This window comes from Chromobacterium sp. Panama (genome assembly GCF_003052555.1).
Lineage (GTDB): Bacteria > Pseudomonadota > Gammaproteobacteria > Burkholderiales > Chromobacteriaceae > Chromobacterium.
In genome coordinates, this window is the sequence record NZ_QARX01000001.1 from 3,481,949 (window position 1) to 3,504,138 (window position 22,190).

General features: G+C 64.8%; 20 protein-coding genes and 1 tRNA gene. 11 read left to right on the forward strand and 10 right to left on the reverse strand.

The features are described from left to right. Positions 1–222: 222 nt before the first annotated feature. Both metG and DB032_RS15750 read right to left on the reverse strand, forming a co-directional pair. Positions 223–2,283: a methionine--tRNA ligase gene (gene metG, locus DB032_RS15745; protein ID WP_107800309.1), complete on the reverse strand. Its 2,061-nt coding sequence runs from the start codon at positions 2,281–2,283 to the stop codon at positions 223–225. Positions 2,284–2,434: 151 nt separating this feature from the next. Next, entirely contained in the window at positions 2,435–3,697 is a 1,263-nt protein-coding gene (locus DB032_RS15750; RefSeq protein WP_107800310.1) for an MFS transporter, read from the reverse strand. Positions 3,698–4,273: 576 nt separating this feature from the next. Here DB032_RS15750 and DB032_RS15755 point away from each other — a divergent pair. The 10 genes from DB032_RS15755 to DB032_RS15800 all read left to right on the forward strand — a co-directional run bounded on the left by DB032_RS15755 (position 4,274) and on the right by DB032_RS15800 (position 12,730). Continuing rightward, complete coding sequence (locus tag DB032_RS15755; RefSeq protein ID WP_107800311.1) at positions 4,274–5,668, forward strand: L-cystine transporter; 1,395 nt, start codon at positions 4,274–4,276, stop codon at positions 5,666–5,668. Between the two features lie 143 nt (positions 5,669–5,811). Beyond that, entirely contained in the window at positions 5,812–7,149 is a 1,338-nt protein-coding gene (locus tag DB032_RS15760; RefSeq protein WP_107800312.1) for a CoA-disulfide reductase, read from the forward strand. Positions 7,150–7,299: 150 nt separating this feature from the next. After that, a complete protein-coding gene (apbC, locus tag DB032_RS15765; protein WP_107800313.1) occupies positions 7,300–8,391 on the forward strand; it encodes an iron-sulfur cluster carrier protein ApbC in 1,092 nt (363 codons plus the stop codon). 10 nt (positions 8,392–8,401) lie between these two features. Then, entirely contained in the window at positions 8,402–9,184 is a 783-nt protein-coding gene (gene murI, locus DB032_RS15770; RefSeq protein WP_107800314.1) for a glutamate racemase, read from the forward strand. Beyond that, the gene (locus DB032_RS15775; RefSeq protein ID WP_107800315.1) at positions 9,181–9,633 is read left to right on the forward strand and encodes a ribonuclease domain-containing protein; all 453 of its coding nucleotides are present in this window, start codon (positions 9,181–9,183) and stop codon (positions 9,631–9,633) included. Before murI ends, DB032_RS15775 begins: the two co-directional genes overlap by 4 nt. Further along, entirely contained in the window at positions 9,624–9,902 is a 279-nt protein-coding gene (locus DB032_RS15780; protein ID WP_107800316.1) for a barstar family protein, read from the forward strand. Before DB032_RS15775 ends, DB032_RS15780 begins: the two co-directional genes overlap by 10 nt. A 354-nt stretch (positions 9,903–10,256) precedes the next feature. After that, positions 10,257–11,489: a dicarboxylate/amino acid:cation symporter gene (locus DB032_RS15785; protein WP_107800317.1), complete on the forward strand. Its 1,233-nt coding sequence runs from the start codon at positions 10,257–10,259 to the stop codon at positions 11,487–11,489. A gap of 114 nt (positions 11,490–11,603) precedes the next feature. Next, positions 11,604–11,693, forward strand: a tRNA-Ser gene (locus DB032_RS15790). A gap of 106 nt (positions 11,694–11,799) precedes the next feature. Continuing rightward, positions 11,800–12,177, forward strand: a complete 378-nt coding sequence (locus DB032_RS15795) for a hypothetical protein (RefSeq protein ID WP_107800318.1) — start codon at positions 11,800–11,802, stop codon at positions 12,175–12,177. A gap of 232 nt (positions 12,178–12,409) precedes the next feature. Next, a complete protein-coding gene (locus DB032_RS15800) occupies positions 12,410–12,730 on the forward strand; it encodes a DUF1484 family protein (protein ID WP_107800319.1) in 321 nt (106 codons plus the stop codon). 214 nt (positions 12,731–12,944) lie between these two features. Here the strand turns inward: DB032_RS15800 and DB032_RS15805 are convergent, their stop codons facing one another. From DB032_RS15805 to hemE, 7 genes are all read right to left on the reverse strand, one after another. Beyond that, positions 12,945–13,949 carry an NAD(P)H-dependent glycerol-3-phosphate dehydrogenase gene (locus tag DB032_RS15805; protein WP_107800320.1) on the reverse strand — a complete coding sequence of 335 codons (1,005 nt, stop codon included), beginning with the start codon at positions 13,947–13,949 and terminating at the stop codon, positions 12,945–12,947. A 9-nt stretch (positions 13,950–13,958) separates the two neighbouring features. Next, complete coding sequence (locus tag DB032_RS15810) at positions 13,959–14,402, reverse strand: SH3 domain-containing protein (protein WP_107800321.1); 444 nt, start codon at positions 14,400–14,402, stop codon at positions 13,959–13,961. Positions 14,403–14,415: 13 nt separating this feature from the next. Next, positions 14,416–14,868, reverse strand: coding sequence for a protein-export chaperone SecB (gene secB, locus DB032_RS15815; protein WP_107800322.1), 453 nt, complete (start codon positions 14,866–14,868; stop codon positions 14,416–14,418). A 132-nt stretch (positions 14,869–15,000) separates the two neighbouring features. Then, on the reverse strand, positions 15,001–15,258 hold the full coding sequence (gene grxC / locus DB032_RS15820) for a glutaredoxin 3 (protein ID WP_107800323.1): 258 nt from the start codon (positions 15,256–15,258) through the stop codon (positions 15,001–15,003). Positions 15,259–15,356: 98 nt separating this feature from the next. Beyond that, positions 15,357–16,748, reverse strand: coding sequence for a D-alanyl-D-alanine carboxypeptidase/D-alanyl-D-alanine-endopeptidase (gene dacB, locus DB032_RS15825; protein ID WP_107800324.1), 1,392 nt, complete (start codon positions 16,746–16,748; stop codon positions 15,357–15,359). 7 nt (positions 16,749–16,755) lie between these two features. Further along, entirely contained in the window at positions 16,756–18,930 is a 2,175-nt protein-coding gene (locus tag DB032_RS15830; protein WP_107800325.1) for a primosomal protein N', read from the reverse strand. Between the two features lie 567 nt (positions 18,931–19,497). Beyond that, complete coding sequence (gene hemE, locus DB032_RS15835) at positions 19,498–20,565, reverse strand: uroporphyrinogen decarboxylase (RefSeq protein ID WP_107800326.1); 1,068 nt, start codon at positions 20,563–20,565, stop codon at positions 19,498–19,500. Positions 20,566–20,673: 108 nt separating this feature from the next. On the opposite strand from hemE, the gene DB032_RS15840 reads away from it, so the two are divergent. Beyond that, the gene (locus DB032_RS15840) at positions 20,674–21,354 is read left to right on the forward strand and encodes an ATP-binding protein (protein WP_107800327.1); all 681 of its coding nucleotides are present in this window, start codon (positions 20,674–20,676) and stop codon (positions 21,352–21,354) included. On the opposite strand, the gene DB032_RS15845 is transcribed toward DB032_RS15840, so the two are convergent. Next, positions 21,342–22,187, reverse strand: a complete 846-nt coding sequence (locus tag DB032_RS15845) for an ABC transporter substrate-binding protein (protein WP_199225917.1) — start codon at positions 22,185–22,187, stop codon at positions 21,342–21,344. The two genes, DB032_RS15840 and DB032_RS15845, sit on opposite strands and share 13 nt — an antisense overlap. Positions 22,188–22,190: the final 3 nt, after the last annotated feature.

A 22,190-nucleotide genomic window follows, 5' to 3' on the forward strand; every position in this document is an offset into this window, starting at 1 on the left:
TTCAAAATTCATTTCATCTAGAGACATACCATATTTTCAAAAGTTCCGCCAGCCGGACGAGAATGTTTCGCATTTGGCTTGCAGTGAATGTAACAGCCTCAGATGACAGCCCGGTGAAGGTTTCGGGGCCGCGAAATGACGCGGCCCCTGCATGCCAATATGACAGCAGGGGCCGCGGGACCCAACTAGTAAAAAGAACAGTCAGGATTAGGAACTACCGGCTCAGCCTATGCGCATGCCCGGCTTGGCGCCTTGATCGGCGTCCAGCAGGAACAGGCCTTCGCTGTCGTCCTGGCCGGAAGCGCAGACGATCATGCCCTGCGACACGCCGAAGCGCATCTTGCGCTCGGCCAGATTGGCCACCACCACCACATTGCGACCCACCAGTTTTTCCGGCTCCTGATAAGCCTTGCGGATGCCGGAGAAGATGTTGCGCTTCTCAAAGCCCATATCCACGGTGAACTGCAGCAGTTTGTCCGAGCCTTCGACGAAGTTGCACTCCAGCACCTTGCCGATGCGCAGGTCCAGCTTGGCGAAGTCGTCGATCTTGATGGTTTCGGCCAGCGGCTCGTATTGAGCTGCGGCCGGGGTGTCTGCGGTGGCTTGCATATTCTGTTTGTTCGCTTCTATCAGTTTGTCGATCAGCACCGGGTCGATGCGCTGCATCAGGTGCTGGTAGGCGTGGATCTTCTTGCCCAGCAGCAGGTTGGCGGCGTCGCTCCAGGCGAGCGGCGCCACGTCGAGGAAGGCTTCCACGCCTTCGGCCAGCTTGGGCAGCACCGGCTTCAGGTAAATGGTGAGCAGGCGGAAGGCGTTGATCAACACGGTGCAGACTTCCTGCAAGCGCGCGTCCTGGCCTTCCTGCTTGGCCAGTTCCCACGGCTTGTTGGCGTCCACGTAGGCGTTGACCACGTCCGCCAGCGCCATCACGTCGCGCAGCGCCTTGGCGTATTCGCGCGCTTCGAAGGCGGCGGCCAGTTCATCGGCGGCGGCCTGCAGCTTGGCGAGGATGTCGCCGTCGCTGACCTGGCTGGCCAGCATGCCGTCAAAACGCTTGGCGATGAAGCCGGCGGAGCGGCTGGCGATGTTGACGAACTTGCCCACCAAGTCGGAATTCACCCGCGCGACGAAGTCGTTCAGGTTCAGATCGATGTCTTCGATGCGGCCGTTCAGTTTGGCGGCGATGTAATAGCGCATCCACTCCGGATTCAGCCCGCAATCCAGATAGCTCTTGGCCTGGATGAAGGTGCCGCGCGACTTGGACATCTTCTGCCCGTCCACGGTGAGGAAGCCGTGAGCGAACACGCCGGTGGGCGCGCGCAGGCCGGAGTAGTTCAGCATCGCCGGCCAGAACAGCGCGTGGAAATACAGGATGTCCTTGCCGATGAAGTGGTACATCTCGGTACGGCTGTCCTTGCCGAACCACTCGTCGAAATTCAGGCCGCTGCGATCGCACAGGTTCTTGAAGCTGGCCATGTAGCCGATGGGCGCGTCCAGCCACACATAGAAGTACTTGCCCGGCGCGCCCGGGATTTCGAAGCCGAAGTACGGCGCGTCGCGGCTGATGTCCCAGTCCTGCAGGCCGCCGGAAATCCACTCGTTCATCTTGTTCAGCGATTCCGGCTGCAAATGCGGCTGGGTCGCGCCGTCGGCGCGCACGCTGCTGCCGCCGGTCCATTGCTTGAGGAAGTCGGCGCACTCGCCCAGACGGAAGAAATAGTGCTCGGAGGTTTTCAGCACCGGCTTGGCGCCGGACACCGCCGAGTACGGGTTCTTCAGTTCGGTGGGGTTGTAAGTGGCGCCGCAGACTTCACAGTTGTCGCCGTATTGATCCTTGGCGCTGCACTTGGGGCATTCGCCCTTGACGAAGCGGTCCGGCAGGAACATCTGCTTTTCCGGGTCGAACAGCTGCTCGATGGTGCGGCAGGCGATCTTGTCGTCGGCTTTCAAGGCCAGATACACCTGCTCCGCCAGCGCCTTGTTCTCCGGGCTGTTGGTGCTGTAGTAGTTGTCGTGGCCGATCAGGAAACCCTGGGAATCCGCCAGGTGCAGTTCGCGCACGTTGTCCACCAACTGCTCCGGGGTGATGCCCTGTTTTTCCGCCGCCAGCATGATGGGGGCGCCGTGGGTGTCGTCGGCGCAGACGTAATAGCATTCGTGGCCGCGCATCTTCTGGAAGCGCACCCAGATATCGGTCTGAATCTGTTCCAGCATGTGACCCAGATGCAGCCCCGCGTTGGCGTAAGGCAGTGCGCTGGTCACCAGAATCTTGCGTTTGCTCATTAGGATTGTTCCAAAGGTGCGATCTGAAACGATCAATTATAGAGGCAGTCGCCCCCGGCGGTCACGACGGATATCCGGGAAACGGCGGCCATCAAGACAAAGCCCGGCCGCGCATGCGGGCCGGGCTGTGCCAGCGGGGCCGGGTTCGGGCTCAGGAAGCCTGATTGGCCAGTTCCGGCTGCTTGGCCTCGGCCTGTTGCGCGCGCTCCAGCATGGCCCCGCGCACGGTGCGGCGCGCCACCTGCACATAGGCCAGCGAGAAGGCCAGCGACAGGCAGGCGAAGCCGAGCATGCCGGCCTGCTGGTAAGCGATGCGGAACAGCTCCACGCCCAGCGCGTAGCCGGCCATGGACAACATACTCATGCTGGCGGACACCGTGCCCTTGCCGGCGGCGTCGCAGGACATCAGCGCAAAACGGTAGAGCACGCCAAACGCCAGGCCTTCGCCGAAAGCCATCAGCGTCATGCCGGCCACCATGAAGTATTGCGGATGCGCGGACAACAGCACGCCGGACAGCATCAGGCTAAGGCCGATCACGATGGGCCACATGCCGATCAGCGCGGAACGGCCCAGCGGCCAGCGGCCGGCCACCAGCACCAGCGCCAGATTGCCGGCGATCAGGCCGCCGAACACCGGCAGCTGCATCAGGCCGTATTCCAGCGCGCTCATGTGCAGATCATTCACCAACAGCACCGGCGACATGGCGATCCAGCCCATCAGCGGCAGCGCCAGCAGCGGGATGCACAGCGCGGACAGCACGAAGCGGCCGTTGCCGAACACTTTCAGATAATCGCGGCCCATCTGCGCCAGCGGCAGTTTCTCGTGGCTGGGCTGGGTGGTTTCCGGCATTTTCCAGATCAGGCCCAGCAAGGCCAGGAAGGACAGCGCGGCGATCAGCAGGAAACTGGTGCGCCACGGCGCCAGCTCCATCAGCGCGGCGCCGGCCAGCGGGCCGGCCAGCGGCGCGATCAGCGCCACATTGGCCATCAAGGCGGTGACCTTGACCGCGGCTTTTTCTTCAAAGGCTTCCTGCACCGCGGCGTAACCGACGGCGTTGATGAAGCACAGGCCAATGCCCTGCAGCAGACGCAGCGCGATGAAGGCCTCGATGGAGTTCACCAGATAGGTGGCCAGGCAGGTCACGGTGAAGTAGGCGACGCCGAACAGCAGCACCGGCCGGCGGCCGATGCGGTCGGACAGAGGGCCGGTCAGCCAGGACAGCAGCGCGCCGCCCAGCAGGAAGGCGGTCATGGACGCCGGCACCCAGGAGGCGTCGACCAGGAATTCCCGGGTGACCGCCAACATGGCCGGCTGCACCATGTCGTTGCAGATGTAGACGGCGAATTCGAACAGAACCAGGGCCAGCGGAAACAATAGATTGGAACGGCTAAGCTTTGCGTGTAGAGCGGACATTAGGGAGATGCAGCCTTTCTGAGACCGGCAAGCGGCGCGCTTGCCCATGCGGCCGGACGGACAAGGGCCAAATAAAGCGAAAAAGGGGCGCAATTGTACCTGCAGAAAGCCTGGCGCGCAAAGCAATTTTTGCCACAAACACAATAAAAACAGCAATTTGCAACCCAAACACCCCACACCCCGCCAAGCAAAGACGAGACGAGCGCGCAGGCGCCGGCCAAGCCATCGTCGATCGCTCCGGCTCGGCGCCACGGCGCGATTGATAGAAAAACAATCAATAAGCTTATGCTTATTAATATGAGTAAAGCGCGGGGAATATCGGTAAAATCGCCGCTTTTCGCCGTATTCCCCCGGCGCGGCCGCGCGGGCTCCCGCCAGCGGCGCCCCGCCGGGCGAAGCTTTTTTATCAGGATTCCAAGCTCGTCTGACCTCGCTCAAAATGCCGACGCCGCGCCGTCGCTACGCTGAGCCCAGCTCGCCGCCCCACCCCAAAACCCGCCCCTGCGCTTTGACGCCAAGCCGGCCCGGGCGGCCAGCGGAACCTGACGACAAAACCAATAGATTAAGGGGTTTCCCATGACCTTGACCGTCATCGCCACGCTAGCCGTCACGCTGGCCTTGTTGGCGCTGCTGTGGCAGCAGCAACGCACTCACGTCTCCTTCACCAAGCGGGTCTTCACCGGCCTGGCGCTGGGCGTCGCCTTCGGCGCCGCGCTGCAATGGCTGGCCCAACCCGGCTCGCCGGCGCTGGCCGCCTGCCTGGAACTGTGCGAAATCATCGGCTCCGGCTACGTCAAGCTGCTGCAGATGATCGTAATCCCGCTGATCATGGTGTCCATCATCGCCGCGCTGTTGAAGCTGGAAGGCGGCTCCTCGCTGGGCAAGATCAGCGCCGCCACCCTGGGCGTGCTCTTGTTCACCACCATGCTCGCCGCCGGCGCCGGCATTCTGATGGCCAATCTGTTCGGCCTCAGCGCCGAGGGTCTGACCGCCGGCGCCGCCGAGGTGGCGCGCGGCGAATCGCTGGTGAAGAACCTGAGCACGGTGGAGGACTTGTCCTTCAGCAAACTGGTGCTGGACTTCCTGCCGGCCAACCCCTTCCTGGACATGACCGGCGCGCGCAAGACCTCCACCATCGCGGTGGTGATCTTCTCCGTGCTGATCGGCCTGTCCGCCACCGGCATCGCCCGCAAAAAGCCCGAGCTGTTCGCCAGCTTCAGCCATTTCATCGCCGTGGCCCAGGCCATCGTGATGCGCATGGTGACCCTGGTGCTGCGCCTGACCCCTTACGGCGTATTCGCGCTGATGACCAAGGTGGTGTCCGGTTCCAGCTGGGCCGACATCGTCAACCTGATCAACTTCGTGCTGGCCTCCTACGGCGCGATGCTGCTGATGTTCACCGTGCACCTGCTGCTGGTGGGCCTGGCGGGCGTCAATCCGCTGCGCTGGACTAAAAAAGTGATCCCGGTGCTGACCTTCGCCTTCACCTCGCGCACCAGCGCCGGCTCCATCCCGATGAACGTGGCCACCCAGAACAAGCTGCTGGGCATTCCGGACGGCATCGCCAACTTCGCGGCCTCCTTTGGCGCCACCATCGGTCAGAACGGCTGCGCCGGCATCTACCCGGCCATGCTGGCGGTGATGATCGCCCCCACCGTGGGCGTCAATCCGATGGATCTGCACTTCATCGTGCCGCTAATCGCCATCATCACCATCAGTTCCTTCGGCGTGGCCGGCGTTGGCGGCGGCGCCACCTTCGCCGCGCTGATCGTGCTGTCCGCGCTGGACTTCCCGGTGGCGCTGGCCGGCCTGCTGATCTCGATCGAGCCCTTGATCGACATGGGCCGCACCGCGCTCAATGTCAGCGGCTCCATCACCGCCGGCACCGTGACCAGCCGTCTGCTGGGCCAGACCGATATGCAGGTGTTCAATAGCGACCGCGAGATCAATCTGGACGAAGAAATGGCTTAACAAGCGGCGCGAGACTCCGCCTTGAAAACCGCCTGGGAATGCCTATTTACAACCTGTAAATCCAGCATACTAGGCGGTTTTTCCATTAAAGCCGCCAACTGCCCCACAATGCGGCACAGCAACAACCCGGACGGGAACACACTATGAAAATCGTCATCATCGGCGGCGAAGCCGCCGGCATGAGCGCGGCGGCCAAGGCGCGCCGTAGCGCGCCTCAAGCCGAAATCGACGTCTACGAGATGTCCGAGGTCATTTCCTTCGGCGCTTGCGGCCTGCCCTACTTCGTCGGCGGCGAGTTCGACGAGCCCGGCTATATGGCCGAATTCAGCGTGGAAGACTTCGCCAAGCGCAATATCCGCGTGCACACCGGCCACCAGGCGCTGAGCATAGACCCCGCCTCCAAGCGGGTGCGCGTGCGCCGGCTGGCGGACGGCGAAGCCTTCGACGCCGCTTACGACAAGCTGATGATCGCCACCGGCGCCAGCGAAATCCGCCCACCGCTGCCGGGCCTGGACTTGCCGGGCGTGCATACGCTGCGGGTGATGGAAGACGGCCTGGCGCTGCGCGCGGCCGCAGCCCGCGAGGAAGTGCGCGAAGTCGCCATCATCGGCGCCGGCTTCATCGGCCTGGAGTTGGCCGAAGCCATGGTCCGCCTGGGCAAGCGCGTGCGGCTGATCCAGCTGGCGGAACGGGTGATGCCGGATACCTTCGACGCTGAAATCACCGGCCTGATGGAGCAGGAGCTGCGCGAACACGGCGTGGCCTTGCACCTGTCCGAGGCCGTCACCGCGCTGCGCGGCGACGGCGCGGTGCAAAGCGTGCTCACCGAGCGCGGCGAATACCCGGCCGATCTGGTGGTGCTGAGCATAGGCATACGCCCCAACACCGCCTTTGCCGCCGACGCCGGCCTGCAGCGCCTGGGCAACGGCGCCATCGTGGTCAACGCCTACGGCGAAACCAGCCTGCCGGACATCTACGCCGCCGGCGATTGCGCCGCCGCGCCGCATCAGCTGACCGGCCAACCGGTCTACGTGGCGCTGGCCACCGGGGCCAACAAGCTGGGCCGGCTGGTGGGCGAGAACCTGGCCGGCGGCCGCCAGGCCTATCCGGGCACCCTGGGCTCCGCCGCGGTGCGGGTGCTGTCGCTGGACGCCGCGCGCACCGGCCTGTCCGAAGCCCAGGCGCGCGCCGCCGGCTTTGATTGCCAAAGCGTGCTGGTCAAGGACAAGAACCACACCAACTACGTGCCGGGCCAGGCGGAAGTCCACGTCAAACTCTGCTACGAAACCGGCAGCCGGCGGCTGCTGGGCGCGCAGATGATAGGCCGCAACGGCGATGTGGTGCATCGGCTGGACGCGCTGGCGGTGGCCATCGCCAAGGGCGTCAGCGCGCGCGAACTGGGCATGATGGACTTCTGTTACGCGCCGCCCTTCGCCCGCACCTGGGACGTGCTCAACGTCGCCGGCAACGTGGTCAAATAAGCCAGGCCGGCAGCCCCCGCCCGCCCGCGCCGATGCCAGCGCGGGCAAGTTGGGGTAAACTGCCGGACAGCCAAAGATTCAACGGATGTCCTCCCCATGCTCTCCAAGCTCACCCGCCTTTTCCAGTCCTCACCGGGAACCGAAAACAGCATGTCACTCAGCGATGCTCAAGTGCTGGAAGCCGTGTCCAGCCTGATCGACGACAACACCGGCAAACCCTTCGTCGCCGCCAAGGCGGTGAAAAACATCAAGATCAGCGACGCCGAACTGTCGCTGGACGTGGTGTTGGCCTATCCGGCCAACAGCCAGCACGAACCGGTTCGCCTGCGCTTTGAAGCCGCGCTGGCGCCGCTGGCCGAGCAACGCAAACTCAGCGTGCGCGTGGGCAGCCTGATCACCAGCCACTCCGCCCAGCGCGGCGTGCCGCTGCTCTCCGGCGTCAAGAACGTGATCGCAGTCGCCTCCGGCAAGGGCGGGGTGGGCAAATCCACCACCGCAGCCAACCTGGCGCTGGCGCTGTCCGCGGAAGGCGCGCGCGTCGGCATCCTGGACGCCGACATCTACGGCCCGTCCCAGCCGCTGATGATGGGCTTGCAGGGCCAGCGTCCGGAAACCCCGGACGGCAAAAGCCTGAAGCCGCTGGAAAGCCACGGCGTGCAGACCATGTCCATCGGCTATCTGGTGGACGCGGACCAGGCCATGGTCTGGCGCGGCCCCATGGTCAGCCAGGCGCTGCAACAGCTGCTCAACGACACCCGCTGGGACAATCTGGACTATCTGGTGATCGACATGCCGCCGGGTACCGGCGACATCCAGCTGACGCTGTCTCAAAAAGTGCCGGTCACCGGCGCCGTCATCGTCACCACCCCGCAAGACATCGCGCTGCTGGACGCACGCAAGGGCGTCACCATGTTCCAGAAAGTGGGCATCCCCATCCTGGGCATGGTGGAGAACATGGCCATCCACGTCTGCTCCCACTGCGGCCACGCCGAACACATCTTCGGCGAAGGCGGCGCGGCGCGGATGGCGGCGGACTTCGGCGTGGACGTGCTGGGCTCCCTGCCGCTGGACATGGGCATCCGCCTGGCGGCGGACGGCGGCACCCCCACGGTGGCGGCCGATCCGGACGGCAAGGTGGCGGAACTGTACAAGGCCATCGCCCGCAAAGTGGCGGTGAAGGTGGGCGAGAAAGCCCAGGACTTCTCCGGCAAATTCCCCAAGATCGTCATCCAGAACAACTGACAAACGCATCATGATCGCGATGTTCGACTCCGGCCTCGGCGGCCTTTCGGTATGGAAGGCCGTGCGCGCCGCGCTGCCCGGCTGGGGCATCACCTATCTGGCCGATCAGGCCTACTGCCCCTACGGCCAACGCAGCCACAGCGACATCGCCGAGCGCAGCGTCAGAATGGGCCGCTATCTGCAAGAACAAGGCGCCACCCTGCTGGTGGTGGCCTGCAACACCGCCACCACCGCCGGCATCGCCGCCATGCGCCGCGAGCTTTCCATCCCGCTGGTGGGCATAGAGCCGGCGATCAAGCCGGCGGCGGCCATGAGCCGCACCGGCCGCATCGCCGTGCTGGCCACCCAGGCCACGCTGCAAAGCGAGCGGGTGCGCAAACTGCTGGACACCCACGCCGGCCACATTGAAGTGCTGCGCCGCGTGGGCGCGGGCTGGGTGGAGCAAGTGGAAGCCGGCGAGCTGGACAGCACGCGCACGCGCGAACTGGTGGCGGCCGTAGTGCGGCCGCTACTTGACGAGCGCATCGACCACATCGCGCTGGGCTGCACCCATTACCCGTTTCTGGAGCCGCTGATCCGCGAACTGACCGGCGACGGCATCGCCTTGTACGACCCGGCCGAGGCCATCGCCCGGCGCGTGGCCTCCTTGCTGCCGGACGCCGCGCCCGCCGTCGCCCCGGCCTACCGCTTCATCACCACCGACGCCGACAGCGCCGGCATGCGCCGCATCCTGCCGCTGCTGATAGGCGCCGACCACCCGGTTGAATCCCTGCCTCTGGAGCAAGCCCAATGATTCCACGTCTATCGCGCCTGTTGGCGCTGGCCTGTCTGATCGCCGCCCCCGCCGCCTGGGCCTTGCCGCAATGCTCGCTGGTGGCGGTCCAAGTCAATCAGCAAGCCGGCAACAAGCTCAACCAGAACGAGCTGAGCGCGGTGCTGAGCCAGTTGGGCAAGAACGGCCAGCTGCCGCCGCAATTCATCAACAAGCGCCAGGCCAAGAACGCCGGCTGGCAGCCCGGCCGCAGCCTGTGGAGCGTGCCCGGCCTCAACGGCAAATCCATAGGCGGCGACCGTTTCGGCAATTACGAAAAACGTCTGCCCAAGGGGCAATGGCAGGAAGCCGATCTGAACTATAAAGGGGGCAAGCGCGGCGCTTACCGCATCGTGTTCTCCGGTTCCGGCCAGCGTTTCGTCACCGTAGATCACTACAACCGCTTCATCGAGGTGCCACCATGCCAGTGAAAGTTTGCGAACTGCACCACATCAAGAGCCTGGACCAGCTGTTTGACGAGCTGAGCCGCCAGTTGCTCCTGCCGGCCCACTTCGGCCGCAATCTGGACGCGCTGTACGACAGCCTGGCCAAAGACGTGACGGGCCCCTTCGAGATCGTCTGGCGCGAAACAGAGGAAGCGCGCAAGGCGCTGGGCGTGGACCTTTACGCCACCATTCTGGAAATTCTGGAAACCGTGGCCGAGGAACGCGGCGACGTCACGCTGGACATCCACCACTGAAACACCGGGCCGCCGCCGCAAGGCGACGGGGCGGCCCTTCATCCCGATGGCAAGTTCATCATCATTCGTTTCCGCAACACACACTCCGCTGCGAAATTCAAGACTCGAAATACAACAAAGACAAGCGTTCGCTAATTCACTATAATCCCACCCCTAAATAGGTCAACAACTGTCCTACAACTGGCAGCAATGCCAATAAAATCAAACAACAATAACGTAGGCAGGCCACTACATCGGCAACCTTGACACACACGAAGCGGCTGCTCCCTCCACCGGACCGGCGCCGGCATTGTTTCATTGCGAACTTGCCGTGTTGTTATCAAAACGCTCTCAAATACAGGTAGGAACTTCTCAATGCAGTCGAAAAAACTCACAGGGCTGATCCTCATCGGCCTGGTGCTGGGCATCATCACCGGCTATCTCTATCGCGAGAACGCCGCCAGCGAAGCCGACATCAAAGCCTTCGCCAGCAATATCTCCATCCTGACCGACATCTTCCTGCGCCTGATCAAGATGATCATCGCGCCCTTGGTGGTGTCCACCCTGATCGTTGGCATCGCCAAGATGGGCGACGCCAAGACCGTGGGCCGCATCGGCGGCAAGACCATGCTCTGGTTCATCAGCGCGTCCTTGATGTCCCTGACCCTGGGCCTGATCATGGTCAACCTGCTCAAGCCGGGCTTGGCGCTCAACCTGCCGCTGCCGGACACCCACGCCACCAGCGGCATCCAGGCCGGCGCGCTGTCGGTGAAGGACTTCGTCACCCACGCCATTCCCAAGAGCGTGTTTGAAGCGATGGCCACCAATGAGATTCTGCAGATCGTGGTGTTCTCGGTGTTCTTCGGCTGCGCGATGGCCGCTTTGGGCGACCGCGCCAAGCTGCTGATCGACACCATTGACGTGGTGGCCCACGTGATGCTGAAAGTGACCAGCTACGTGATGCTGTTCGCGCCGCTGGCCGTGTTCGGCGCCATCGCCGCCACCGTGGCCAAGGAAGGCCTGAGCATCCTCGCCACCTACGGCAAGTTCATGGCGGAGTTCTACCTGTCCATCGGCATCCTGTGGGGCCTGCTGATCCTGGCCGGCGCGATGTTCATCGGCCCGCGCGTGCTCAAGCTGATGGGCATGATGCGCGAACCGCTGCTGCTGTCCTTCACCACCGCCAGTTCCGAAGCCGCCTACCCCAAGACCCTGGAACAGCTGGAGCGCTTCGGCTGCTCCAACAAGATCGCCAGCTTCGTGCTGCCGATGGGCTACTCCTTCAACCTGGACGGCTCGATGATGTACTGCACTTTCGCCGTCATCTTCATCGCCCAGGCTTACGGCATCGATCTGACGCTGGCGCAGGAAATCTCCATGCTGCTGATCCTGATGCTCACCTCCAAGGGCATGGCCGGCGTGCCGCGCGCCTCGCTGGTGGTGATCGCCGCCACCCTGGCCCAGTTCAACATTCCGGAAGCCGGCCTGCTGCTCTTGCTGGGCATCGACCACTTCCTGGACATGGGCCGCTCCGCCACCAATGTGGTGGGCAACTCCATCGCCACCGCGGTGGTGGCCAAGTGGGAAGGCGAGCTGAAAAAACACTGAGCATGGTCTGCTCCGTTGAACGCGCCGCCCCTCCGGGCGGCGTTTTTTATGGCTAGCTGCGACAAGGCTATTGACAGGTAATCCCTTGCCCAATAGAATGCCCCACTCTGAGTCGGAGAGGTGGCAGAGTGGTCGAATGTACCTGACTCGAAATCAGGCGTACGTGCGAGCGTACCGAGGGTTCGAATCCCTCCCTCTCCGCCAGACCAAGCAATTAAGCCCTTGAGAAATCAAGGGCTTTTTTGTTTTGTTCTTCGCCCCGTTTGCGCCTACCATTACAGCCTTCCGCACCTGTCCAAGCCGCAGCCGCATGAATCATCTGGTCAACTACGTCAACGCCATCCTGAACGCGCCCTCCCCGCGCCGCGCGCGCCTGGACGGCTCAAGCCGGAACCGTTGGACGGATCAGGGCTATACGGTCGTTGCAGAGCAGTCCACCTATGTTTTCGACGATGGCGCAATGATCCAGCGGACGACGGAACAGGACGATTACCCGGCCGAGGCCGCCTGCGCCGAGTGCTGGATTCGTTACGAAGTCGTCCGCCAGCCGTCCGGCGACGCCATCCAGCCCGGCCATATCAGCTTCAACAGCACCTGCCGCGAAGCTTTCTGGCGGCGCTACTTCTCCCCGGAGCCGTCGGCCGCGCCTGCTTGCAGGCCTTGCCCCCCTCCAAAGCCGCTGGCTTGACCCTCCATCCCCAATCAGTAACAATCGCCGCGTGCCGCCTCATTCCGCGGTATTTGGGTGTAGCAGCTCATAAAGCCATAGCCTCGCCATAGTCCCCGCCTTATCAAAGGCAGGCGCTGGCGGGGAGGCGCATTCGTGCGCCTGCCGGAGCTATGGCCGGTCTGCTACCCTCGTCATTCGCCTGCCGTACCCGCGTAGCAGCGAAGGCAGGCCCAGCCATAGGAGCCTTCCGATGACGCACCAAACCCGGCGCTATCGCGCCCTGCTGTCTCCCTCTCTTCCCCTGAATACGCTGCTCTCCGAATTGCGTCCGTTCAACAGCGTGGCGCCGGCCTCGCTGAAACGACTGGAAAGCCGGCTGTACGCCCGCGAGCAAAGCCTGCGCAGCGCCATACGCGATCTGCGCAAGGGCCACGAAAGCCTGCGCGCGGTATTGGCGCTGCTGGAGCAGGCCAAGGAACAGCCCTGCCCCTGCAATGTGCTGCATCTGACGCTGGCGCCGGCGCAGCAGTGGTTGCAACACGGCCTGGACGCGCTGCAGGCGCGGCCTTGAAGGGATGGCTAGCCCCGACCTGAAAAACAAGCAAGGAGGCGCCAAGGAGAGCGCTACAGGCGTGGTCATGTGCACCTGGAACAGTCACCGCATGACAAGGCGGCTTTACACGAACAACAGGCGGTAGCTATTCCCTGCCACCATAAAAAAACGGACCGCGCTCTTCTGAGCAACGGTCCGTTTTCTCATTCGGCCGGCGCCCCCGGCAGATGCTTCAATGCAGCAGATCGCCATCCTCCGACTTGGGCGAACGGCTCAGCAACTCCTGCACCACCCGCTGCGGATCATGCCCCTGGTAGAGCAGGCCGCAGACCGCGGCGGTGATCGGCATGTCCACTTCCAGCCGCTCCGCCATGGTCAGCACTTCGCGGGCGGTGGCCACGCCTTCGGCGACATGGCCCAGCTCCTGCAGCGCTTGCTGCAAGGGCTTGCCCTCGGCCAGCTTCAGGCCCACCTGGCGGTTGCGCGACAGCGCGCCGGTGCAGGTGAGTATCAAATCTCCCATGCCGGCCAGGCCCATCATGGTGTGCTGGCTGGCGCCCAGCGCGGTGGCCAGGCGGGTGATTTCCGCCAGCCCGCGGGTGATCAGCGCGGCGCGGGCGTTCATGCCGTATTCCAGGCCGTCGGCCACGCCGGTGGCGATGGCCATCACGTTCTTGACCGCGCCGCCCACTTCCACCCCCACCAGATCGGCGTTGGCGTACAGACGCAGCAAGGGGCTGTGCAGATCCCGCGCCACCTGCCGGGCGAAGGCTTCGTCGTCGGAGGCGACGGCCGCCGCCGCCGGCAAGCCCTGGGCCACTTCGCGGGCGAAGCTGGGGCCGGACAGCACGCCGCAGCGGTGGTTGGCCGGCAATTCCTCGGCCACCACTTGGTGCGGCAGCAGGCTGGAGCCGGCCTCGAAGCCCTTGCAGGCCCACAGCAGCGGCGGCAGTTGCGAAGACAGCGCGGTCAGCGCCCGCAAGGTGGGCCGCAAACCGGCCATCGGCGTGACGATGAGGATGAGTTCGGCGTCGTGGATGGCGCGCGGCAGTTCCGCGGACAGCTTGAGCGCGTCCGGAAACGGGCAATCGGGAAGATAGCGCTGATTGACGCGCTTGGCGGCCAGTTCGGCCACCTGGTTGGCGTCGCGCGCCCAGAGCGTGACTTGATGGTGACGGGCGAAGGCGATGGCCAGGGCGGTGCCCCATGCGCCAGCGCCCAGGATGGCCAGTTTCATGCGTAGCCCTTACAAGCCCCAGAGGTCGGTAATACGAGCATAGCCGATGCTGCCGTCGCGGTGGCGCACTTTGACCCAGCCGCCCTTGGGCGGCTCTTGCAGCTCCACCACGCCGTCCTTGGGCACGGTGTAGGCCAGCGGGCCGTCGTTGGCCGGCGCGGCGCGCACTTCCGCCTTGTCGGCGGTGATCAGCAGCCAGCGCTGCTTGGACAGCGCGGCGGCCGGAATCCAGGCGATGCCGCCGGTGGCGTCGCGCACCCGCGACCATTCCTTCTGGCTGCTCAGCACTTCCACCGGGTAATAGCGGCTCACCACGAACAGTTTCTTCGAGGTGAGCGTCGGCGCCTCGTACAGCGCCACGCCGGTTTCCTTCACCGAGCGAAACTCAAGTGCGGCGGCGCCGTGGGACAGCAGGCCCAGGCTCAGCGCCAGCGGATATACGAGGCGTTTCATTGCTTGCGTCGCCTCAGGCGTTGCCGGCTTCGGCCTGTTGCGCGCGTTGCTGCATGTACAGGGCTTCGAAGTTGATCGGGGACAACAGCACCGGCGGGAAGCCTGCGCGGTTCACTACGCTGGACACGGCTTCGCGCGCGTAGGGGAACAGGATGTTGGGGCAAGCCACGCCCAGGATCGGGTCGATGTCTTCGGCCGGCACGTTGCGGATCTGGAAGATGCCGGACTGGCCCACTTCGCACAGGAACATGGTTTTTTCCGGCAGCTTGGCGGTCACGGTCACGGTCAGGGTCACTTCGTAGAAACCGTCGTCCAGCTGTTTGCCTTCGCTGGCCAGCTGCATGTCGATTTCCGGCTGTTCTTGCTCCAGGAACACCTGCGGCGCGCTAGGCACTTCCAGGGACATGTCCTTCACATAAATTTTCTCGATGGAAAACGCCGGCTGCAGCTCTTGTTGTTCGCTCATCTCTTTGTCTCACACGGAGGCCGCTCGCAAGCGGCCGGTTTTGGAATGGTTAAAACAGGCCTGCATCATCGCACGAAAGCGGTTCAGGGCCAACCGCCCGCAAGCGCGCGGTTTGATCGCGGGCAAGCCGGCTCAATCGGCCAGCAGCAGGTCCAGCTTGCCGGCCTGGTTCAGCGCCACCAGGTCGTCGCAGCCGCCGACGTGGGCGTCGCCGATGAAGATCTGCGGCACGGTGCGGCGGCCGGTCAGATCCATCATCTTGTCGCGCTCGACCGGGTCCAGATCGATGCGGATTTCCTTGATCTCGGCCACGCCTTTGGCGGAGAGGATTTGCTTGGCGCGGATGCAATAGGGGCACACCGCGGTGGTATACATGGTTACGGGTTTCATCGATGGCTCTCGCGGAATCGGGCGCTCCGGCGAGGAGCGCGCAAAACCCGATAGTATACTCCCGCCGCGCGCGCCGAAACCGTCAATCCGCCATGTTCTTACTTGGACGCCTCGAAGCGGTCGATCAGATCGGCGACGATCTGGTCCATCGCCTTGCCCATCTCCGGCGCGCGCGGGCTGTTGACGATCACCGCCAGCGCCAGCCGGCGGCCGTCCGCGCCCAGCCAGTAGCCGGCCAGCGCCTTGACGTCCTTGAGGGTGCCGGTCTTCATCCGCAGCCGCGGCCCTTGCTCGGCGAAGCGCTTGCGCAAGGTGCCGTCCTCGCCGGCGATGGGCAGGCTGGCCAGGAATTCGCTGGCGTAGGGGCCGCGCGCGGCGTTGAGCAGCACTTGCCCCATCAGGCGCGCGCTCACCCGCTCCCGCCGCGACAGGCCGGAGCCGTTTTCCAGCACCAGGGTTTCATCGGAAATGGCGTTGGCCGCCAGCAGACGCCGCACCGCGTGCTCGGCGTTGGCGCGGGTGTCCTCTCCGCCGCCGCCCTCCTTGCCCAAGGTCAGGAACAAGGTGCGCGCCATGGTGTTGTTGCTGTATTTGTTGATGTCGCTGATCGCCACGGTCAACGGCTGGGAATCGTGACCGGCCAGTTCGCGCGCGCCGGCCGGCACCCGCCCCAGCCCCGCGCCCTTGGGCCCGGCGCCGCCCAGCGCCAGCCACAGGGCGGCGAAATCCTGACTGGCGAAGGCGTCGTGGTCCAGCACGTTGACGAAGGTCTTGGCGCCGTCGCAACTGGGCGGCAAGGTGCCGCTGACGGTGACCGAGCGCACGTCGTTGGCGATGCTGACGTAGCGGCGCACGTCGGAGCAATCGTTCGCGCCGCTCTGGCCTCCGGCCTGCAGCTTGGCGTTGACGCTGACGCCGGCCAGCGGCGGGTCCAGCGCCACGCGCGCGCCGTCGGCGTCGACGTAGAAATTGAGCCAGGCCACTTTCAGATTGGTCAGATGGCTGTCCGGCTCCACGGTGAAGGCGCGGCCGGCGTCTTCGTCGAAGTCGCGGGCGCTGGACACGCCCTTGAAGGCGCTCTTGTCCAACACCAGCTTGCCGTCTATCCGTTGCACGCCGCGCAGCCGCAGGCCGTACAGCAGATTGAGCAGGCTGTCGTTGTTGAAGCGCGGGTCGCCGGCGCCCAGCCAGTAAAGGTCGCCTTGCAGCGCGCCGTCTCGCAGCGGAGCGGCGGACCACAGCCCGGTATGCCAGCGATAACCGGGCTTGAGCAGATTCAGCGCGCTCCAGCTGGTGATCAGCTTCATGGTGGAGGCCGGGTTGACCGCGCTGTCGGCGCGGTGGCCGGCCAGCGTCTTGCCGCTTTCCACCGGCGCGGCCCAGACGGCCACCTCCTCCGGCTTGAGGCCGTGCAGGTCCAGCGCGCAGGCCGGCCATGCCGACAGCAGCAGGCAAGCCGCCGTCAGGGTTTGTTTCGTTTTTGCTTTCATTGGGCGATCACATGTCTTGCGGATCCACGTCCAGCGACCAACGCAGGCCGCGTCCATGGCGTTTGGCCGCCGCTTCCACCTGCGGCAGCAATGGGTTCAAAAAAGCGTGCAGCGCCTGCCGTTGCGGCGCTTCCAGCACCAGCTGGGCGCGTTCGCGATTGGCCAGCCGCGCCATCAGCGCCGGCGCCGGGCCGGCGATCAGCACCTCCGCCGCCAGCGGCTCGGCCAGCCGGCGCACTTCGGCCAGGAAGGCGGTGGCCAGTTCCAGACTGGGACTGTCGGCGCGCAACAGCGCTTGATAGGCGCAGGGCGGGAAGCCGGCGATGCGTCTCTCGTCCAGCAGGGTCTTGGCGTAGCCGTCGAAATCGTGGCGCGTCAGCGCTTGGTATAGCTCATGATCCGGCCACTGAGTCTGGATCAGCACTTCGCCGGGAGCGTCGGCGCGGCCGGCGCGGCCGGCCACTTGCATCAGTTGCGCGAACAGCCGCTCGGAGGCGCGGAAGTCGGCGGAATACAGACCGCCGTCCGCGCCCAGCGCCACCACCAGCGACAGGGTGCCGAAGTCGTGGCCCTTGGCCAGCATCTGGGTGCCAACCAACATATCCACCTCGCCGGCGTGCACTTTGCGGTAGATGTCGTCCCAGGCTTCCTTGCGGCTGGTGGTGTCGCGATCGATGCGCAGGATGCGCGCGGCGGGAAACAGGCGAGTCAGCGCCGACTCCAGCCGTTGCGTGCCCTCGCCCAGCGGTTTGATGTCGGGATTGCCGCAATCCGGGCAGGCACGCGGCACCGCCTCCTCCCAGCCGCAGTGGTGGCAGCGCAGCTTGCGCTCCAGCAGGTGCACCACCAGCTTGGCGGAGCAGCGCGGGCAGCCGCTGGTCCAGCCGCAATCGGTGCAGGCCACCACCGGCGCGAAGCCGCGACGGTTGATGAACACCAGACTCATTTCGCCGCGCGCCAGGCGCTGGCGCAATGCTTCGATCACAGGTTCGGACAGGCCTTCGGCCAGTTTTTGCCGCCGCACGTCGACCAAGCGGACATCCGGCAGCCTGGCCGCGCCATGCGCGCGCCGGCTCAGGGATAGCCGGCGATAACGGCCGGCTTCGACATTGGCCATGGTTTCCAGGCTGGGCGTGGCCGATCCCAGCAGGATGGGCACAGCGGCCCGGCGCGCGCGCCAGATCGCCAGATCGCGCGCATGGTAGCGCAGGCCGTCCTGCTGCTTGAAGGAGCCGTCGTGTTCCTCGTCCACCACGATCAGCCCCAGGCGCGGCAGCGGGGTGAACACCGACAGCCGGGTGCCTATCACCACGTCGGCACGCCCTTGCCAGCCATCGAGCCAGCCTTTCAGGCGCTCGCCATCGGCCAGGTGGCTGTGCTGCACCGCGATGCGGCTGTCCGGAAAGCGCTGGGTGAAGCGTGTGATCAGCTGCGGGGTCAGATTGATTTCCGGCACCAGCACCAGCACTTGGCGGCCGGCGGCCAGATGGTCGGCGATTAGCCGCAGATAGACTTCGGTCTTGCCGCTGCCGGTAATGCCGTGCAGCAACCAGGGCTGGTAGCCGGCCTGGCCGCGCAAGGCGTCCAGCGCGGCCTGTTGTTCTTCGTTCAGTTCGGGACTGTCCGCCACCCGCAAGGGCGTGGCTTCCGGCTCCACGCGGCGGACCTTCTTGTCCGCCAGCCAGTCCGCCAGCACCTTGCCCGCCTGCGGCGTCACCGCCTTGGCGGCGGCCAGCGTCAACGCGCCATCCTGCAGCGCCTGCCACAGCGCCAAGCGGGCGCGCTGACGGGCCGGCGGCGCTTCCGCCTCGCCTTGCGGCGTCAGCGCGTACGGCCGTTCATCCGGCAAGGCGATGTCCCGGGGCTCGCGCAGACCGGTGGGCAAGGCGGTGAACAGCGCCTGCCCCAGCGGATGGTGGTAGTAATCGGCGGCGAAGCGGACCAGGGCCATGAAGTCCGCCGGCAGCGGCGGCAGTCCGCTCAGCACGGACTCCAGCGGCTTGAGCTTGGCCGGGTCGATACCCTGCTGAGGTATATCCGTGACAACCACGCCACACAGCCGGCGCGGCCCGAAGGAAACCGCCACTCTTTGCCCGGCCATGACAGACAACTGGGTCAGGTAACTGAACGTACCTGGCAGCGGCACGTCCACGGCCACTTGCACGATGCTTTGCTGCCCCATCCGGCGCGCCCCCGAAGACAAATGCTGTTGTGACAAGGCTTTGCGGCCACTGTACACAGATGCTGTGGATAACTTTGTGAACAAGCTGTCGCCTTGAGGTCGAAACGGCCCCAGATCAACATTTCCGTTAGATTGCGCAAAAATTAATCAATTATTTTTCTCTTTGTTTTCAAAGACTTAAATTGATCAAAAAAACATGAGCAATCGGCTTGACAAGAACCTGAACTCTGACTAGCAAATGTGCATAACTCCGAGAACGACTACGGTTCGCCTTGTCAATATCCTTGTTCATCCCAGTGTAAAAATACAATCCGGCCGCAGGAGAACCATTGGCCGGACAGGTAAGGATACCCCGACGACGCGCGGACGACCTCAGGGGAAAAGTTAAATTTTCTGTTGAAAAAACAAATCCTTTTCCGCCGGCCGCGCTAACAGCAGCTTGATGCCGGATTTAGACACTGATAAAGCCGGCTTTAATGCCCGCCGGCCCGCGCCAACTTGGTGCGCCCGCCGGGGGGTATCGCGCCGGAACAGCAGAAACATGCCGCCGGCTTAAAAAGCGGCTTTTCAGCCCGCGGCATGGTAGGAGCGCGACAAGCGGTGCACCGCGTCCACCAAGGCTCCGGCATGCTCCGGTTTGACGTGCTGGGAGATGCCGTGGCCCAGATTGAAGACATGGCCGCTGCCGGCGCCGTAGCTGGCCAGGATGCGCGCCACTTCGCGCTCGATGGCGGCGGGCTCGGCGAACAGCGCGTTGGGATCGAAGTTGCCCTGCAAGGCCACCTTGTCGCCCACCCGGGCGCGCGCGGCGCCCAGATCCGTGGTCCAGTCCAGGCCCACGCAGTCGGCGCCGATGGCCGCGATCTCTTCCAGCCACTGTCCGCCGCCCTTGGTGAACACGATCACCGGCACGCGGCGGCCGTCGGCCTCGCGCTTCAGTCCGGCGACGATCTGACGCATATAGGCCAGCGAGAATTCTCGATAAGCCGCCTGGGTCAGCGCCCCGCCCCAGGTGTCGAAAATCTGCACCGCCTGCGCGCCGGCGTCGATCTGGGCGTTCAGATAGTCGATCACGGTGCGGGCGTTCACGTCCAGGATATGGTGCAGCAGTTCCGGACGGCTGTAGAGCATGGCCTTGACGTGGCGGAAATCGTCGGAACCGCCGCCTTCTATCATGTAGCAGGCCAGGGTGAACGGGCTGCCGGAGAAGCCGATCAGCGGCACGCGGCCGTCCAGCGCCTTGCGGATGCTGGACACCGCGTCGAAGACGTAGCCCAGCTTGTCCAGCGCCGGCACCGTCAGCGCGCGGACGGCGGCTTCATCGCGCAAAGGACGCTCGAACTTGGGGCCCTCGCCTTCGGCGAAGTACAGGCCCAGGCCCATGGCGTCCGGCACGGTCAGGATGTCGGAAAACAGGATGGCGGCGTCCAGCGGGAAACGCTCCAGCGGCTGCAGGGTGACTTCGGTGGCGTAATCGGGACTGGTGCACAAACCCATGAAGCTGCCGGCCCGGCTGCGGGTGGCGCGGTACTCCGGCAAATAGCGGCCGGCCTGGCGCATCATCCAGATCGGGGTGTATTCGACGGGCTGGCCAAGCAGCGCGCGCAGGAAGGTATCGTTCTTGAGCTGGGTCATGCGGCAATCAGTCCTGAATGACGAAAAAATAGAGCGTCATTATACCCGAGTCCCCCGGCCCAGTCCCCCCGCTTGGCGGCGCGCCTCCGCGCGGCTAAGCTGTGCGCCATGAAGAAAACCGTACTCTTGTCCTGGAGCAGCGGCAAGGACAGCGCCTGGGCCTTGCATGTGCTGCGCCAAGATCCCGACGTCGAAGTCGTCGGCCTGTTCACCACCGTCAATCAGGCTTTCCAGCGCGTGGCCATGCACGCGGTGCGGGTGGAACTGCTGCAGGCGCAGGCGGCGGCGCTGGGTCTGCCGCTGCGCCAGCTGGCCATCCCCTACCCTTGCGGCAACGAGGATTACGCCAGCCGGATGGCCGACTTCGTCAACGCCTGCCGCGCAGACGGCGTCAGCCATATGGCCTTTGGCGATCTGTTCCTGGAGGACGTGCGCGCCTACCGCGAGCAGAACCTGGCCGGCAGCGGCATCGCGCCGCTCTTCCCGCTGTGGGGCCTGCCCACCGCCGAGTTGGCGCAAACCATGCTGCGCAGCGGGCTCAAGGCCAGGCTGACCTGCCTGGACCCGCGCAAGCTGCCGCGCGAACTGGCCGGCCGCGAGTTCGGCCAGGCCTTGCTGGACGCGCTGCCGCCCGACGCCGACCCTTGCGGCGAATACGGCGAATTCCACTCCTTCGCCTGGGACGGCCCGATGTTCCTGCGTCCAGTGCCGCACGCGGTGGGCGAGACGGTGGAGCGGGACGGATTTGTATTCACGGACTTGCTGCCGCTGGACCCTCAACGCGGATAGAACCACAGCTCCTTGCGCTGCAGCGGCGTCTCCTTGGGCAGCAGGGGGTTGGGCAGCTCGATGATGCGCCGCTGCGCCAGATTCAAGGCGCGCAGGCGCGGACCGTTGAAGCGCAGGAACAGCTTGTCGAAGCTGCCGTCCTTGATTGCGGCTTCCAGGCCCTGAGTCAGCGCCCGGGCCAACTCCGGCCGGCGCGGCGACACGAAGAAATAAAAAGCCGCCGGATAGTGCAACACAATGTAAGGGTCCAATACCAGGCCCTTGGCGGCGTCGGACTCCAGCTCCTGGCCCACCTCGATCACGCTGCGCGGGAAATAGTCGAAACGCCCCTGACGCAGCATGGCGAACAGCGGCAGGTACAAGGGGCTGGCCACCACCGGCAAACCGGCGGCGCGCAGAATCTGCGTATCCGGCCAATCCTGCCCTTGCCCGGCGCTCAGCGTCTTCAAATCCGCCAGCGTGAACGCCTTTTCAAACAGCCGGGCGCGCTTTTGCGACACCAGCGGCACGCGCCAGCCGATCAAGCCCTTGTACAGGGGAATCCGCACCGGCAGGGCCTTCTGTTCGCGCTCGCGGCTGCTCATGCCCCAGAACAGATCCACGCCGGCGTCGCCGTGCGCCATCTGCTCCAGCGCCCGCCCCTGATTCATGTCCAGCGCGCTGCTCAGCTCGCAACTGAGTTTGGCCTCGCTGCACGCCAGTTGCAGCAAAGCCTGCATATAGGGCAGATGCGGGTCTTGCTCTCCGGACACCAGCGCGTAGCGGATAGACAAAGTTTGCCCCTGCGCCGGCAGCGCCAGTACGCACAGCAGCAGCATCAAGATTCGCGTCAATGC

Coding starts and splice junctions, on each gene's coding strand:
- secB (WP_107800322.1), bottom strand. CDS start 14,868: ATGAGCGAACAACAAGAGCTGCAGCCGGCGTTTTCCATCGAGAAAATT.
- DB032_RS15800 (WP_107800319.1), top strand. CDS start 12,410: ATGACGCACCAAACCCGGCGCTATCGCGCCCTGCTGTCTCCCTCTCTT.
- DB032_RS15810 (WP_107800321.1), bottom strand. CDS start 14,402: ATGAAACGCCTCGTATATCCGCTGGCGCTGAGCCTGGGCCTGCTGTCC.
- hemE (WP_107800326.1), bottom strand. CDS start 20,565: ATGACCCAGCTCAAGAACGATACCTTCCTGCGCGCGCTGCTTGGCCAG.
- DB032_RS15805 (WP_107800320.1), bottom strand. CDS start 13,949: ATGAAACTGGCCATCCTGGGCGCTGGCGCATGGGGCACCGCCCTGGCC.
- DB032_RS15775 (WP_107800315.1), top strand. CDS start 9,181: ATGATTCCACGTCTATCGCGCCTGTTGGCGCTGGCCTGTCTGATCGCC.
- DB032_RS15785 (WP_107800317.1), top strand. CDS start 10,257: ATGCAGTCGAAAAAACTCACAGGGCTGATCCTCATCGGCCTGGTGCTG.
- DB032_RS15750 (WP_107800310.1), bottom strand. CDS start 3,697: ATGTCCGCTCTACACGCAAAGCTTAGCCGTTCCAATCTATTGTTTCCG.
- DB032_RS15840 (WP_107800327.1), top strand. CDS start 20,674: ATGAAGAAAACCGTACTCTTGTCCTGGAGCAGCGGCAAGGACAGCGCC.
- grxC (WP_107800323.1), bottom strand. CDS start 15,258: ATGAAACCCGTAACCATGTATACCACCGCGGTGTGCCCCTATTGCATC.
- DB032_RS15760 (WP_107800312.1), top strand. CDS start 5,812: ATGAAAATCGTCATCATCGGCGGCGAAGCCGCCGGCATGAGCGCGGCG.
- DB032_RS15755 (WP_107800311.1), top strand. CDS start 4,274: ATGACCTTGACCGTCATCGCCACGCTAGCCGTCACGCTGGCCTTGTTG.
- DB032_RS15780 (WP_107800316.1), top strand. CDS start 9,624: ATGCCAGTGAAAGTTTGCGAACTGCACCACATCAAGAGCCTGGACCAG.
- DB032_RS15830 (WP_107800325.1), bottom strand. CDS start 18,930: ATGGGGCAGCAAAGCATCGTGCAAGTGGCCGTGGACGTGCCGCTGCCA.
- murI (WP_107800314.1), top strand. CDS start 8,402: ATGATCGCGATGTTCGACTCCGGCCTCGGCGGCCTTTCGGTATGGAAG.
- DB032_RS15795 (WP_107800318.1), top strand. CDS start 11,800: ATGAATCATCTGGTCAACTACGTCAACGCCATCCTGAACGCGCCCTCC.
- dacB (WP_107800324.1), bottom strand. CDS start 16,748: ATGAAAGCAAAAACGAAACAAACCCTGACGGCGGCTTGCCTGCTGCTG.
- apbC (WP_107800313.1), top strand. CDS start 7,300: ATGTCACTCAGCGATGCTCAAGTGCTGGAAGCCGTGTCCAGCCTGATC.
- metG (WP_107800309.1), bottom strand. CDS start 2,283: ATGAGCAAACGCAAGATTCTGGTGACCAGCGCACTGCCTTACGCCAAC.